10 protein-coding genes and 1 tRNA gene are annotated in these 14181 nt (G+C 55.8%); 1 reads left to right on the forward strand and 10 read right to left on the reverse strand.

Annotated features, from left to right (window positions below):
- Positions 1 to 33: 33 nt before the first annotated feature.
- From gudD to kdgD, 3 genes are read right to left on the reverse strand one after another with little or no spacing between them, the layout of a single operon-like run.
- Positions 34 to 1380 carry a glucarate dehydratase gene (gene gudD / locus JSS95_16125; GenBank protein MBS1801340.1) on the reverse strand — a complete coding sequence of 449 codons (1347 nt, stop codon included), beginning with the start codon at positions 1378 to 1380 and terminating at the stop codon, positions 34 to 36.
- Positions 1380 to 2717: an MFS transporter gene (locus JSS95_16130; protein MBS1801341.1), complete on the reverse strand. Its 1338-nt coding sequence runs from the start codon at positions 2715 to 2717 to the stop codon at positions 1380 to 1382. Before JSS95_16130 ends, gudD begins: the two co-directional genes overlap by 1 nt.
- A 24-nt stretch (positions 2718 to 2741) precedes the next feature.
- The gene (kdgD, locus tag JSS95_16135) at positions 2742 to 3656 is read right to left on the reverse strand and encodes a 5-dehydro-4-deoxyglucarate dehydratase (protein ID MBS1801342.1); all 915 of its coding nucleotides are present in this window, start codon (positions 3654 to 3656) and stop codon (positions 2742 to 2744) included.
- Positions 3657 to 3776: 120 nt separating this feature from the next.
- On the opposite strand from kdgD, the gene JSS95_16140 reads away from it, so the two are divergent.
- A complete protein-coding gene (locus JSS95_16140; protein MBS1801343.1) occupies positions 3777 to 4661 on the forward strand; it encodes a LysR family transcriptional regulator in 885 nt (294 codons plus the stop codon).
- An 88-nt stretch (positions 4662 to 4749) separates the two neighbouring features.
- Here JSS95_16140 and JSS95_16145 read toward each other — a convergent pair whose 3' ends face one another.
- From JSS95_16145 to JSS95_16175, 7 genes are all read right to left on the reverse strand, one after another.
- On the reverse strand, positions 4750 to 6126 hold the full coding sequence (locus tag JSS95_16145; GenBank protein MBS1801344.1) for an acetyl ornithine aminotransferase family protein: 1377 nt from the start codon (positions 6124 to 6126) through the stop codon (positions 4750 to 4752).
- Positions 6127 to 6529: 403 nt separating this feature from the next.
- The gene (locus tag JSS95_16150) at positions 6530 to 8062 is read right to left on the reverse strand and encodes an aldehyde dehydrogenase family protein (GenBank protein ID MBS1801345.1); all 1533 of its coding nucleotides are present in this window, start codon (positions 8060 to 8062) and stop codon (positions 6530 to 6532) included.
- Positions 8063 to 8211: 149 nt separating this feature from the next.
- Positions 8212 to 8303 (reverse strand) — tRNA-Ser (locus tag JSS95_16155).
- 20 nt (positions 8304 to 8323) lie between these two features.
- Positions 8324 to 8635 (reverse strand): tyrosine-type recombinase/integrase, encoded by a 312-nt coding sequence (locus tag JSS95_16160; GenBank protein MBS1801346.1) that lies wholly within the window; start codon positions 8633 to 8635, stop codon positions 8324 to 8326.
- 91 nt (positions 8636 to 8726) lie between these two features.
- Positions 8727 to 8903 carry a tyrosine-type recombinase/integrase gene (locus JSS95_16165; protein MBS1801347.1) on the reverse strand — a complete coding sequence of 59 codons (177 nt, stop codon included), beginning with the start codon at positions 8901 to 8903 and terminating at the stop codon, positions 8727 to 8729.
- 255 nt (positions 8904 to 9158) lie between these two features.
- Positions 9159 to 10604, reverse strand: a complete 1446-nt coding sequence (locus JSS95_16170; protein ID MBS1801348.1) for a sulfatase — start codon at positions 10602 to 10604, stop codon at positions 9159 to 9161.
- 254 nt (positions 10605 to 10858) lie between these two features.
- Positions 10859 to 14152 (reverse strand): TonB-dependent receptor, encoded by a 3294-nt coding sequence (locus JSS95_16175; protein ID MBS1801349.1) that lies wholly within the window; start codon positions 14150 to 14152, stop codon positions 10859 to 10861.
- Between the last annotated feature and the right edge of the window lie 29 nt (positions 14153 to 14181).

Consider the following 14181-nt stretch of genomic DNA (forward strand, 5'->3'; position numbering starts at 1 on the left):
AGCCCATCTCCAATATCGTTGTTCGCCGCATGATTAGATTCGCGGCAGAAGGCATGGTCTCTTGGGGTCAAACCTCCAGCCCGGCATCAGGCACTGCATTGCGAGCGCATCGTCGCGGCTGCCGAGCTCCATGCTCCTGTATAACAAGTTTGCGTGTTCCACCTGCTTCCAGTCCAGTTCTACGCCAAGTCCGGGTGTGGAGGGCACGGCGATCTCTCCGCTTTCGATGCGAAGCGGTTCCTTTGTAAGACGTTGGCCATCCTGCCAGATCCAGTGCGTATCGATCGCAGTCACTTTGCCGGGAGCAGCGGCGGCGACATGAGTAAACATCGCAAGCGATACATCGAAATGATTGTTGGAGTGCGATCCCCAAGTGAGACCCCAGTCGCGGCAAAACTGCGCGACGCGAACGGATCCCTGCATCGTCCAGAAGTGCGGATCAGCCAGAGGGATGTCTACCGCCTTGAGCTGTGCCGCATGCCGAAGCTGCCGCCAGTCCGTAGCAATCATATTCGTTGCAGTGGGGAGACCCGTTGCGTTGCGGAACTCCGCCATGATCTCGCGGCCTGAAAAACCCTTCTCCGCTCCACACGGATCTTCAGCATAGGCAAGGACGGTGTGCTTCCCGGCGCAGAGATGTATTGCTTCATCGAGCGACCAGGCGCCGTTGGGATCGAGGGTAATGCGTGCGTCTGGAAAACGTTCTGCAAGCGCGGTCACAGCCTCCATCTCTTCGATCCCATCCAATACTCCGCCCTTCAACTTGAAATCATTGAAGCCGTAGCGGCGATGCGCGGTCTCTGCCAGCTTCACAATTGAATCTGGAGTCAGCGCCTCTTCGTTCCTGAGGCGAAACCACTCATCGTGACTGCTTTCTTCACTACGGTAAGAGAGATCGCTGCGCTTGCGATCGCCGATAAAGAACAGATAGCCAAGCGCTTCTACCTTTGATCGCTGCTTACCTTCACCGAGCAACGCTGCAACGGGGAGTTCCAGGAACTGTCCGAGCAGATCGAGCATCGCCGATTCGATTGCTGTGACCGCGTGTACAGCCGTTCGCAGGTCGAAGGTCTGGAGACCGCGGCCTTCGCTGTCGCGATCCGCGAACTGGCCATGTACGGTGTTCAGCACAGACTGGTAGCGCGCAATCTGCTGACCGATGACGAGAGACGTGGCTTCCCTGAGTACAGAGCGAATCTTCTCGCCGCCAGGGACCTCTCCAACGCCCGTATGCCCGGCGTTGTCGGTAAGTACAACGAGGTTGCGGGTGAAGAATGGAGCGTGCGCGCCGCTCAGGTTGAGCAACATGCTGTCGTGCCCCGCGACGGGGATGACGCGCATCGACGAAACGACCGGAGTAGGTGCAGATATTGTCTGCATCAGGAGACAGCCCTCTCTGCGGCAGGTGCGAAATCGACGCGATGGATCGTGCCCACAAGCGGCAGATAAGCAATGATCGCGGCAAGCGCTGTAAATCCAACGAAGACCAGCGCGAGGTTGAACGATCCCGTCTTCTGCACAATAAACCCGATGATGATGGGCGTTGTGATTCCTGCGAGGTTGCCGATCAGGTTGAACAGACCGCCGTTGATGCCGATCATGTTTCGCGGTGAGACATCGGAGATGACAGTCCATCCCAGCGCGCCAAAGCCTTTACCGAAGAAGGCAAGCGACATCAGCAGGATGACGACCGTCTGCGTATTGACGTAGTTGCACAGAATCATCGTCATCGAAAGCGCCATGCCCATCACAATCGGAACCTTGCGCGCAAAGGTCAGGGAATGCCCATCTCTCAGCAGACGATCTGAGACGATGCCGCCGAAGACGCCACCGATCGATCCGCAGAGCGCCGGCACCGCGACCAGGAATCCGGTCTTCATAATTGAGATATGACGCGCCTGGTTGAGGTACACAGGAAACCACGTCAGAAAAAACCACGTCAGGGTCGTGATGCAGTACTGGCCAATGTAAATGCCAACCAGCATGCGATAGCCAAGCAGCTTGCGAATGGCTGACCATGTGAGCTGATTCGGATTGGCTCCCGCTGCGAGACTGCGGTCCATGTTTGCCAGCCCGCCGCCTTCTTCGATGTAGCTGATCTCTGCGTCGCTGATGCGCGGGTGAGTCTTTACGCTGTAGATGACCTTGAACCATACGAAGCTAAGCAACAGGCTGAGAGCGCCTCCGAACCAGAAGCACGCCATCCATCCATAGCGATGGACCAGCCATCCCATCACAGGCCCAAATGCGACGAGAGCAAAATACTGCGACGAGTTGAAGATGGCAGAGGCACGTCCGCGTTCAGCAGTAGGGAACCAGGCCGCGACGATGCGCCCATTGCCTGGAAACACAGGAGATTGTGCGAGGCCCGAGAGAAAACGCAGCGCAAACAAAGCAGCAAAGCCCATGGCAGCAGGAAGGAATCCTACAAACCCGGCAAGCAGCGCGCAGATGGACCAACAGACAATGCTGATGCCGTAGATACGCTTTGAGCCGAACCGATCGAGCAGGCCGCCTGCGGGCAATTGCGCAAGAACATAAGCCCAACTGAATCCGGAAAAGAGATAGCCCAGTTGCAGCGGCGTCAATCCGAGCTTGTGCGAAAGGTCGCCACCGGCGATAGAGAGTACGACCCTGTCTCCATAGCTGAAGCAGCTCGCCACGAACAGCATGGTGATGATCAGAAAGCGAACATGAGATTGGCTTCTGTCTGACATTGTCTTCGATCCAATCCGAGGTATCTACGAGCGCCCTTTGATCAATGCAGACAGCTCTTCCAACTCTTTCGCATCGAGGTCGAGCAGCGGCGACCGTACAGAACCAGCCGGACGCCCAATGACCTTCATACCTGCCTTGACGATGGAAACAGCATATCCCTTGCGGCGGTTGCGGATGCGGCTATAAGGCAGAACGAACTCTTTGAGGCCCTTGTAGATCGCCTCATGATCGCGTTTCCGCACCGCCGCGTAGAAGCTGTTTGCGAAGTTCGGCAGAAAATTGAAGATTGCCGAAGAGTACGTAGTGACGCCCATCTCAAGATAGGGAAGTGCGAATGTCTCAGCGGTGGGCAGACCTCCGACATAGGTAAGACGGTCTCCCATCCGTGCATAGATCCGAGTCATCAACTCGATGTCGCCATAACCATCTTTGAATCCGATTAGGTTTGGGCAACGATTGCAGAGCGATTCCAGCGTGTCCTCGTTGATGACGAAGTTGTCGCGGTTGTAGAGGATGACTCCGAGACTGGTCGCCCTGCATACGGCTTCCGCATGAGCGGCCAGGCCGCTCTGCTCTGCGCCAACCAGATAAGGCGGAAGCAGCAGAATACCGTCGGCTCCGGCGGCCTCAGCGGCCTTTGCAAACTCGATCGCCATCGCTGTTCCATAGCCGCAACCCGCCAGCACCGGCACTCTGCCTGCCGTCTGCTGCGCCGCGGCCGAGACGACCTGCGAAAACTCCGGCTGGCTGAGCGAGAAGAACTCTCCCGTGCCTCCAGCGGCAAACAACCCCGCGGGTTTGTACTCCAAAAGCCATTCAATGTGTCCGCGGTAGGGTTTTTCGTCAAAAGCATTCTGCTTGTTGAAGTGCGTGACGGGGAATGAGAGCAGGCCGCCGCCAACAGCCTTCGCCAATTCCTGGGGATTCATGCGCGCCATCAGAGTTGTCCTTTATTTGGCAGAGACTTTGATGTGTATTCTGCCGCACTAAAAATATAAATCGGAGATCGATGCGTAATGGAATTATATTAAGCATCGATTCATGCAGAATAGGACTTAATGTTCGAGCTAAAGCAGCTTCAGTACTTTCTGGTTGTCGCTGATGAACTGCACTTCGGGCGCGCTTCCCGGAGACTGCACATTACGCAGTCTCCCCTCAGCAGGCAGATTCAACTGCTGGAGCACACCCTCGGGTTTCAGCTCTTTACTCGAACAAACCGTAGTGTCCAATTAACCCCGGCAGGACACGCCTTCCGGGCCGAGGCCAGGCACCTTCTTGCCATGGCTGAGAACTCGGTCTCGGTGGCCCGGCGGCATTCGCAGGGACAGGCGGGCATATTGAAGATGGGATTTACCGCAGGTTCCAGCTACCGGCATCTGCCACGTCTGCTGACACGAATTAGTGCTGCGCTGAAGGATGTCGAGATCGTTCTGGAGGAGATGGTGACGGTGCAGCAGATCGAAGCGCTCAAGTCCGGTCAGATCGATCTCGGACTGGGAAGGCAACCGCCGAACCACCAGCAGACCGATGGCGTCTGCATCGCGCAGGAGCCGCTGCGCCTTGCTGTCCCAAGTGGACACAGGCTTGCCCGTAAACAAAATATCCGCCTTGAAGAGATTCAATCGGAGCCGATGATTACCTTTTCACCCAAAGACGGGTTCTACTTCTACGCGCTGATCGATAGTCTCTTTCGTCGCGGCAACCTGTCGCCAACCTACGTGCAGCACGTCAGCCAGATCCACTCGATCCTCGCGCTGGTCAGCGCAGGATTGGGAGTGGCCCTGGTTCCAGAGACCGCAGAAGCGCTTCACTTCGAGAACGTTCGGTTCAGAAAGCTGAACGTTCCCGAAGTTCATGCCGATCTTTACCTGATCTGGCGGAGAAACAGCGGCAATCCCGCCGTGCGGGCCTTCGTCGATGTGATTCGGAAGCGTTCTCTGTGAGAGATGTCTTGGCCGATGATTGCTCTCAAGTGGTCCTGAGCGCTGCGTCACCCACAACGGAGGATCGCAGCGCAACCGGAAGTTGAGGTCAGTAGTTCGCTTTACAGCTTTCGGCGATGCAGCTTTCGAGGATATCCATTGCAATGGTTGCCTCTTCGGGCAGTATGGTCAGGGGAGGAGACAATCTGATGCTGGTCTCACCGCACCCCAGCAACAGGAGACCTTGCTCAAACGCCATATTGACGATCCGGTCGCGCGCAGCGCCGTAAGCCTCGCGGCTCTCCCGGTCTTTGACGATCTCGATGGCGATCATCAGTCCGCGGCCACGGACGTCGCCGACAATCCCATACTTCGACATCCACGTCTCCGCGCGTGCCTTCATCTCGTTGCCAAGGGCGCTGGCGTTTTCCAGCCCTTCTCGCTCGATCACGTCCATCGTCGCCAGCGCTGCTGCGATGGCGACCGGGTTGCCGCCAAAGGTGGAGGCATGGCTGCCCGGCTTCCAATCCATGATCCCTGCCTTTGACATGCACACGCTGAGCGGCATTCCGCTCGCTATGCCCTTGGCCATGCACACAATGTCCGGCTCGACGCCGGTATGTTGCACGGCCCACCACTTGCCGGTGCGTCCTGCTCCGGATTGCACTTCATCCACGACGAGCAGAATTCCATGCCGGTCGCAGATCCCCCGTAACTCCTGCATGAAGACTGTGGGTGCAACCACGTATCCGCCTTCTCCCTGGATGGCCTCAACAAAGATTGCGGCGACCTCTTCGGCAGGCAGGATCGTCTTGAAGAGCTTCTCTTCGATATAATGCGCGCATCCCAGTGCAAACGACTCCTCCGTCTGCCCCGCGGGGCACCCGCGATACGCATAGGGGTACGGTACGTGAACAACGCCGGGAACAAGCGGTGAAAACCGGCGCTTTTGTTGTGTCTTCGAAGCCGTCAGCGAGAGCGCGCCCATCGTTCTGCCGTGAAACGAACCGAGGAACGCAATGATGCTTTGCCGTCCTGTGTGATAGCGCGCCAGCTTCAATGCACACTCGATGGCTTCCGCGCCGGAGTTTCCGTAGTAAAACCTGTGCGGCCCCTTCATCGGCGCCACCTTGCTCAACCGTTCCGCCAGGGCAACCATTCCCTCGTAGTAGAAGTCAGTCCCGCTCATGTGAATGAACTCCGACGACTGATTGTGGATCGCTTTCACAACATCGGGGTGGCAATGTCCGGTCGATGTCACCGCGATACCAGCGGAAAAGTCGAGGAACTCGTTGCCATCGACATCCTCCATGCGAGCGCCGCGCCCGCGCTTGGCAACCAGCGGATAGCTCCGCGTGTAGCTTGGGCTCATCAGGCGATCGTCAGCCTCGATAATCGCCTTTGCTTTAGGGCCGGGTAACTCTGTCTTCAGCTTCGGCCCAAACTGCTTATAGGTCTTGTCATCTGCCACATCATGCGTATGCATACACCCTCTCTTTGGTTTTCGCTAAGGGGAAGCGCCTTAAATGTTCTGGCGCACCGGTCTGTAAGCCGGCGAAGGCATTTGGTGCGTTAGAGCTGTTTTCTGATTAGTGCGCACGGTAAAGGCGCCGTCATTCTGAGCCGCAGGCGAAGAATCCCTGTATCTTGCTTGTGACTGCAGACACTCTGACTACGAGAAGCGCTACACCAATCTGAAAACCGCAATAATCAAGATTGCGAGGATGGGATAAGGAACCTAGTCGCCGAAGAGGTTGGGTCTGCTAAGAACCGGAAGCAGATGCAGCGACTGGTCAGGCGCTGAACGCCCGCTTATCTGCAGGCCGCGATAGTCGATGCGGGCCATAGGTGTCGCTTTCTCTGTAGGCATCGTGTTCATCGTCGTTTCTTCAGCCAATATCGAAACTCACGCCCTGGGCCAGTGGCAGCGCGGTTCCATAGTTAATGGTGTTGGTGGCGCGGCGCATGTATTGCTTCCACGCATCGGAGCCGGACTCTCTGCCGCCGCCAGTCTCTTTTTCGCCGCCAAAGGCCCCGCCGATCTCAGCGCCGGAGGTCCCGATATTGACGTTGGCGATACCGCAGTCCGATCCAGTGGAGGAAAGAAACTCTTCAGCCTCGCGCATGTTGAGCGTGAAGATCGCCGACGAAAGACCCTGCGGCACATCGTTATGCAATGCGAGCGCGTCGGCAAAATCACCGTACTTCATCACATAGAGGATGGGGGCGAAGGTCTCGCGTTTCACGGCCCCTGTCTGAACCGGCACTTCAACCAGCGCAGGCCGAACATAAAACGCACCGGGAAGGTCTTTCGCATTGACTCGTTCGCCACCCGTCACGGTAGCGCCTGCGCTGTGCGCTTCGTCGAGCGCGGCCTGCATTGCGCGAAACGACCGCCCATCGATCAGTGGGCCAACCAGTGTACCTGTGTCACGCGGGTCGCCAATGACGACCGAGGCGTACACCTGCTTGAGCTGGGCGACCAGAGTCCCGTAGACAGACTCATGAACGATCAGCCTGCGCAAGGTCGTACACCGCTGACCGGCTGTTCCCATTGCCGAGAATGCAATGGCCCGCAGCGCGAGCCCGAGGTCCGCGCTTGGACAGACGATCGCTGCATTGTTCCCGCCGAGTTCCAGGATGGCGCGCGCAAATCGTGCGGCGAGACGCGGGCCTACGGCGCGGCCCATCGCTGTCGATCCAGTTGCCGAAAGCAGTGGGACAAGAGGCGAATCGACGAGCTGTTGTCCAATCGATGCGTCTCCGATCAATAAGGCTGACAGGCCTGCCGGAACGTTACCGGCCTTTGCAGCGGCGCGCTCAAAGATAGCCTGTACCGCAAGCGCCGTAAGGGGCGTCTTCTCGGAGGGCTTCCAGACGATCGCATTTCCACACACCAGCGCCAGCGCGGCATTCCAAGACCATACAGCAGCGGGAAAGTTGAATGCGGAGATGATTCCCACCACGCCCAGCGGGTGCCATGTCTCCATCATGCGGTGCCCGGCGCGCTCCGATGGAATCGTCAGTCCGCTGAGCTGGCGCGAGAGACCTGCGGCAAAGGTGCAGATGTCGATCATCTCCTGCACCTCGCCAAACCCTTCCGACAGCAGCTTTCCGGTCTCGATGGTGACAAGACGGCCAAGCACGGGCAGCGCCGAGCGCAGCTCTTCGCCCAGCAGGCGAACCAGCTCTCCTCGCTTCGGCGCAGGTACTGTCCGCCATTCCAGAAAGGCAGAGTGTGCGGTGGAGATCGCTTCAGCAGCGTCTGCTGTGCCGACCGTAGAAACCTGCGCAATCACCTCGCCTGTAACGGGAGTATGAACATCAAGGTTGCCGACTGAGTATTCGTGGCAATCCACACCCAACTGCTTTAGCAGGTCCTTGGTTTCCTGACCGACCGAAGCTGTGGTGTCTACAGTCATATCTTTTGTGTGCATGTCGCGCGGCATCCATTCTTCCGCACTTCCGCACTGCGGGCAAGCAAAATCAAACTGAGATCAGCGCTCATCCGGTATCGAAGAAGACGAATAGAGTGGTTTCAGGGTGTTGATTATGGGGTATTTAGAGAAAGTGGCGGAGAGGGAGGGATTCGAACCCCCGATAGCCTTGCGACTATGTCTGATTTCGAGTCAGGTGCATTCAACCGGGCTCTGCCACCTCTCCGCATTGTAACAACCTATATTTCAGCTATTCGCGATCTTTCTGCGTTTCATCGCTTTTGCCGCAGAATCTCCGGTGTCCGATTTGGTGTCCCTTTGTTTTCTCGCCTTCACCAGTCGATCGACAGCCGAGGCCTGGTGTTCCGGAGCGAGATGGGAATACCGCATGACCATCTGGAGTGTCCTGCGCCCGAGTATCTCTGCGACCGTGCGCAGATCTACTCCAGCCATGACTAGTCTACTGGCAAAGGTATGGCGGTTGCAATGCCACGTATACGCCTCAATCTCCGCCTCTTCGAGCGCGCCGGGAACCAGCCCTGTGAACCTTGAAGCGATGCGTCACTTCGGGCGGAAGGGAAGATCGGCACTGATTTCATCATCTTGCCCTCCCCATGCAGTTTCTTGAGGGTAGCGAAAGCAACCGAGTTTAGAGGCATGGTTCGCGGTTCTTGGTTTTGGGAAGACGAATCTGCCGACGCTCGAAGTCGATCTGGCTCCATCGCAGACCATACTGCTCACTCATCCGCATCCCGGTATGGATGGAGAGAAGAAAGTGAGGCAAGAACTCTTTGAACCGGCGCCCGATGGTTGCACGAAGGCGCATCTCTTCCTCATCGGACAAGAAGCGAACGCGTCCTCCACCCATCTTCCGTCGAATGCGTGCCGCCGGAAGACGGTTGATCTTCTCGTTGTCGATACCAACCCTGAAGAATAATGAGAATGTCGCCTGCCAACGATTCCGGCTACTCGCAGCCCAATCCCTCGTTTCCACCTGCTCAGCCAGCCAGCGACAATGTCGTTCTTCTTGATGGACTCCACAGGGCGTGAGCCAAATTCCGTCGAGAGGTCTTCTGGACGGCTATGCAGGACCGGCTGGTATCTCTTCCAGCAACTGCATCAATCTTTTCTTCAATGCTTCTTGCACGGCAGCATGTCTAGGATCGCCGTAGAGGTTGCGAATTTCATTGGGATCGTTCGCCAGATCATAAAGTTCGAATTCTTCGGGCGATTGTGTATACCAATGGATGAATTTATGCGTGTCTGTACGCACCCCTCGATGTGGCGCGACATTTTCGTTTCCAGGAAACTCGTAGTAGTCGTAAAGCCAGTCCTTGCGCCACTTAGGATTATGTTTATCGACGAGTTCGAGCATCGATTTACCCTGGAATTGCTTGGGTATTGGCAGCCCAACCAGATCCATCACCGTGGGGGCAATATCCACATCCAGCACCATCTCCTTTTTCACGATGCCGGGCTTGATGCGCTTTGGGTAACGAATCATCATAGGAACACGAATTGAGGGCTCGTGCATTAGACGCTTATCGAACAAGCGCCACTCCCCTAGCAAGTAACCGTGATCAGAGCTGTGAATGATGGCTGTGTCTTCCATGATTTTCTTCTCTTCGAGATGCTGGAAGATCCGCCCAACATTTTCGTCAATTGCGACGAGACCAGCATAGTAATCTTTGCAGAGTTCTTCGATAGATCGCACTGCATCAGAGGTATCTGTTGTTCCGATCTTGTTGTCGGCGACCCGGAAGGGCGTGGGCTTTCCTGGGTATCCCTTTTTGTCATCATCGAAGGTTACTGGTTTGGGGATGGGAACACCATTGTACAAATCCAGATGCCGTCGAGCACGGAAGTATGGAGCATGAGGTGTCTGATACCAGAGGAGTAGTGCAAATGGCTTATCGCGCGGCTGTCTTAGCCAATCGAGCACACGGTCAGTGACAAAGTCGTCGCAGTAGCCCTCGTCCCAAACCTGTGGCTCACCAATCTTGCCATTGCGCCCTTCAGCCATCACTGGCTTGTAGTAATTGGTCGCAGGCGAATTAACGCCAAGGTAGTAGTCCCAATAGCGTTCTTTGAGGCCATTTCGGATGTGAACCTTGCCGACGATTGCTGTTTCATAACCAGCATCGCGCAAATAATCTGTAAAAACTGGGATATCCCTGGGTAACGGGACGTGGGCACCTTTGTTATCAAGCGCACCGGTAGATCGTGACCACATGCCGGTCATTGCCGTCGCCCTGGCTGGTGCGCAGAGCGCATTCGTGCAAAAAGCATTTTCGAACCGCACACCTTCATGGCCAATGCGGTCCATATTGGGAGTCTTGAGCAGAGGGTGGCCTGCGATGCTTGTGCAATCCCAGCGCTGTCCCTCGGTGTAGAGAAAGATGATGTTCGGTTTCTTATCGCCTGAAGGTAAAGCGTCCGCTACCTGCAAGCTAACTGCTCCCAAGGCGCAAGCTGCTCCTGCCTGCAGGAATTGACGTCGATCCAGATGTTTTTGTCCAGTCTCCATACGTCCTCACTAACCAGATGATCTTTATGAGCCATAAACGTTATCTCGTATGAATCCGAATTCGCAAAGGGCTCGATCAAAGAGGTTTTGATGTTAAGTTATTCAGATTGGGGTGTAAGAAACGGCGCTATTACCGTGAAGTAAACCGCGTGTATTAACTGCGTAACGAATTTATTATCTGTACTTTTGCGGCATTTGTCGGCAAAAGTAGCTGGACTCCATGACTGGAGTCCAGCTACTCGCGATTATCTTGCCTAGAAAGTAATTCTTGCTGCTATCTGCATCTGCCTTGGGTCGCCGGATGACGTGATGACGCCATATAGTGAATTGCCGATGGTGCCCCCTGGAGCGTTGAACTGTGGATGGTTCAGCAGATTGAACCCTTCCAGTCGGAGGTTAAGGTTGCCTTCGCGCAGCTTAGGAAGCGGAAAGTTTCTCTGTAGGCTGAGATTTAGTTGATTCTTTCCTGGTGCGCGAAGGATATTTCTTCCCGCATTACCGAAGGTATATGGGGCCGTGTTGATATAGCAGGCTGTATTGAACCATTGCTGTGTTGTGTGCGCGCCTCCAGTATTTCCGTTGCACAGTTGAGTTGGACGCGTCAACGTACCTGCATTTGCCGCATCGAAGCTCATGCCGGGTGTAAACGGAAGACCTGTCTGGTACTGATACACCGGTGAAACGGCCCAGCCTCCCAACACTGCTGAGGCTATTGCATTTTGGCCAAGCCATGGTTTGCCCCTACCGAATGGCAGTTCAACGATGCCAGTTAGTACATAACGAAAGCGAACGTCATTGTCGCCCGAAGCGTAGTTTGCGCTCCGGTTGTAGTTGTTCTGGATCGTATTGCCAACACCGCATGTATCGCATAGATCGAGAGCTGGGTTCTGAAGGTCAAATGCATGGCCATACGTCAACGAGTTCAGGAAGGAGTATCCCTTTTCGAAGCGCTTCTCGAACTTTGCAGAGACACCTTCATACTGGCTTGAGTTCCAGTTGTCTACCGTCTTCACAGGAGCGATCGTATAAGCTGCCAACGGACGACGCGAGTTTACCGAAGTAGAATTCAATACCGTCGGCTGGTTACCCTGACCGAGTCCCAGCAACTGCGAGCCGTGGTTGCCCACGTAGTTCACCTCAGCGAGCACATCCCACGGCAATTGCTTCTGGATACTCAGGCTCCACTGTTGTACATAAGGGGTTTGAAAGTGCTCGCGCCAGCTCACCAGGGTGGCTGTTGCAGTTGGCACGAGCACAAACGAACCCGGCGAGATGGGTGTCGGTCGCGGGATGGAGGCCGATGACGACAGCACAAAACCCGTTGCAGGATTCAACTGATCGCTCGATGTTGTTACAGCACCATACCCGAAGAATGGCGGGTTACTCGTCAGACGGTTCGTTACTCCCGTTCCCTCGTCCTGCGCGTAAAAAATGCCATACGATCCGCGCACAGTCATATCCTTTACTCCCGGCACTCTGTACGCAAAACCAACTCGCGGCGCAATATTGTTTCGGTCTGGATAGATCAGTCCGCGCGGAAGGCGCGAGTCGCCTGAGAAGATAAACTGACCGTATAGCGGTCCCGGATCAAGCACGAAGTTCGCCATACGGTTTTGGACCTCAATGAATGGCGAGTCGTACTCATAGCGCACCCCATAGTTCAGCGTCAGCTCCGGCGTTACCTGCCACTGGTCTGCTGCGTAGATGCCGTAGGCAATACCGCGCTCCTCATTCTGTGCTACCGTGCCCGTAGTCAACGTATTGGCGTCGCCTAACAACAGGTCTGCAATTGCATTGCCTGAGGCGCCGCGCGCACGCGGATCCTGCGAGAAGACGCCAGTAAAACCAAATGACGAACGGCCGTTCGATGCCGAAAATGTCTTCGGTCGAATCCACAAAAACTCTCCGCCCATCTTGTACTGGTGTCGTCCATGTGACCATGAAACGTTGTCGGCAAAATCGAAAACGCCTGAAGTCTTCTTCAGTGGACTGTTGCCGCAGCAGGGTCCCTGTGCGCCAAGTCCCGTTATGTTTGACACGTTGAATGTCGGCATTCCTTCCGTTACTGCTTGATCCAGCGAGCCTTGGATTACTTCGTTACGCGGCAACGTTCCGGCGGACTCAATGCCCATTGTCGCCCACGAGAAGCGAAACTCGTTGATCAGGGAGTTCGTGATAATACGTGTATATCCCGCGCCGATGCCCTTTGAGGTGGTCGTCGCTATGCCAGGATCCGATGCCGGAGCTGGCAATGCTGCCTCGTTCGCCGTCGAAGAGTTCGTTTGCGCATACCGACCGAAGACCGAGTCCTTCGACGAGAGTTGGATATCACCGCGCGCGATACCGTTTTTGATATCGATTCTTTCCGGCGCATTGCGTCTGAACACATTCGGCCCCACCGAAGGCGTATTTGGCAACGGATAGTACTGTGCCAGTGCGCTACCAATCGTGTTGAGTCGGCTTGAGGGGATCACATTGCCCGCAAACTGTGTCCTGGTTGCAGCCGTACCTGTACCGGTTGTCGTGTTCGGGTCGTAGATCGGGATCACGAAACCGGCCAAATTCTTCGTCTGCGAGAAATTGCCCGCACGCTCTAACGCGGTCGGGACTGTCGCTGTCTGCGGTGTCTCATCTCTCTGATGTATGCCCTCGTATGCTGCAAAGAAAAAGGCCTTATCGCGGATCACCGGGCCGCCTAGCGAGCCACCATACTGATTTCGCACCAGCAGGGGCTTTGTCGCCGCAAAGTAGTTCTGCGCGTCCAAATTGTCGTTACGCAAAAAATCGTATGCCGAACCGTGGATTTGGTTGGTGCCGCTCTTGGTGATCGCATTCACAACACCACCGGCAGCCGCGCCGTATTCTGCGGAGAAGTTGCTGGTTTGTACCGTGAACTCGCGCAACGCATCCAATGGAGGCCGCACCATGTCACGCGCCCGGTTATCGAGGCCGCGCAGATAGTTCACATTCCGCGCCCCATCCAATAGAAACGCATTTTGCAGACCTGTATTGCCATAAGCGGAAAATGAGTTGTCGCGACCTGATGATGTAGGAATCGCGCCTGGGACATAGTTCGCCGCATCCAGGTAGTTGCGGCCGTTCAATGGAAGGTCCGTCACCTGCTTCGAGCTCACGACTTGAGCAATAGTCTCAGACTTATCTTCGATCAGTGGAGCTTCTCCACTTACGGTCACAACCTGCGTAGCTTCACCAAGCTCCAGTGCGACATCGAGTGAGACTACCGAGCCCACAGATACGGTAACGGCATTGCGGTCCACTGTTTTGAAGCCCTCCGCAACGATGTGTGTGTTGTACCGCCCCGGCTGCAACAGCGGAACTTGTGCAATGCCCTGGCTATTTGACTTCAAGACGCGCACAGTCGCGCCTGTGTCCGTTCCGCTCACCGTGACTTCGGCATCTTTCACTACCGCTCCCGATGCGTCCGCGATGGTTATGCTTAGCTCTCCCGTCGCTGCTTGTGCAAGCAGCTCTGACCTGAAGGAGAACAGTAGTACAAGAAGAGCAAGTACCCTGAGAAGTCGATTCATATTTGTTTAACGGCCGCGCCGTCCTCCAT

The sequence above is a fragment of the Acidobacteriota bacterium genome (assembly GCA_018268895.1).
In the GTDB taxonomy this organism is placed as follows: Bacteria; Acidobacteriota; Terriglobia; order Terriglobales; family Acidobacteriaceae; genus Edaphobacter.

Coding starts and splice junctions, on each gene's coding strand:
- gudD (MBS1801340.1), bottom strand. CDS start 1,380: ATGCAGACAATATCTGCACCTACTCCGGTCGTTTCGTCGATGCGCGTC.
- JSS95_16130 (MBS1801341.1), bottom strand. CDS start 2,717: ATGTCAGACAGAAGCCAATCTCATGTTCGCTTTCTGATCATCACCATG.
- kdgD (MBS1801342.1), bottom strand. CDS start 3,656: ATGGCGCGCATGAATCCCCAGGAATTGGCGAAGGCTGTTGGCGGCGGC.
- JSS95_16140 (MBS1801343.1), top strand. CDS start 3,777: ATGTTCGAGCTAAAGCAGCTTCAGTACTTTCTGGTTGTCGCTGATGAA.
- JSS95_16145 (MBS1801344.1), bottom strand. CDS start 6,126: ATGCATACGCATGATGTGGCAGATGACAAGACCTATAAGCAGTTTGGG.
- JSS95_16150 (MBS1801345.1), bottom strand. CDS start 8,062: ATGACTGTAGACACCACAGCTTCGGTCGGTCAGGAAACCAAGGACCTG.
- JSS95_16165 (MBS1801347.1), bottom strand. CDS start 8,903: ATGCGCCTTCGTGCAACCATCGGGCGCCGGTTCAAAGAGTTCTTGCCT.
- JSS95_16170 (MBS1801348.1), bottom strand. CDS start 10,604: ATGGAGACTGGACAAAAACATCTGGATCGACGTCAATTCCTGCAGGCA.
- JSS95_16175 (MBS1801349.1), bottom strand. CDS start 14,152: ATGAATCGACTTCTCAGGGTACTTGCTCTTCTTGTACTACTGTTCTCC.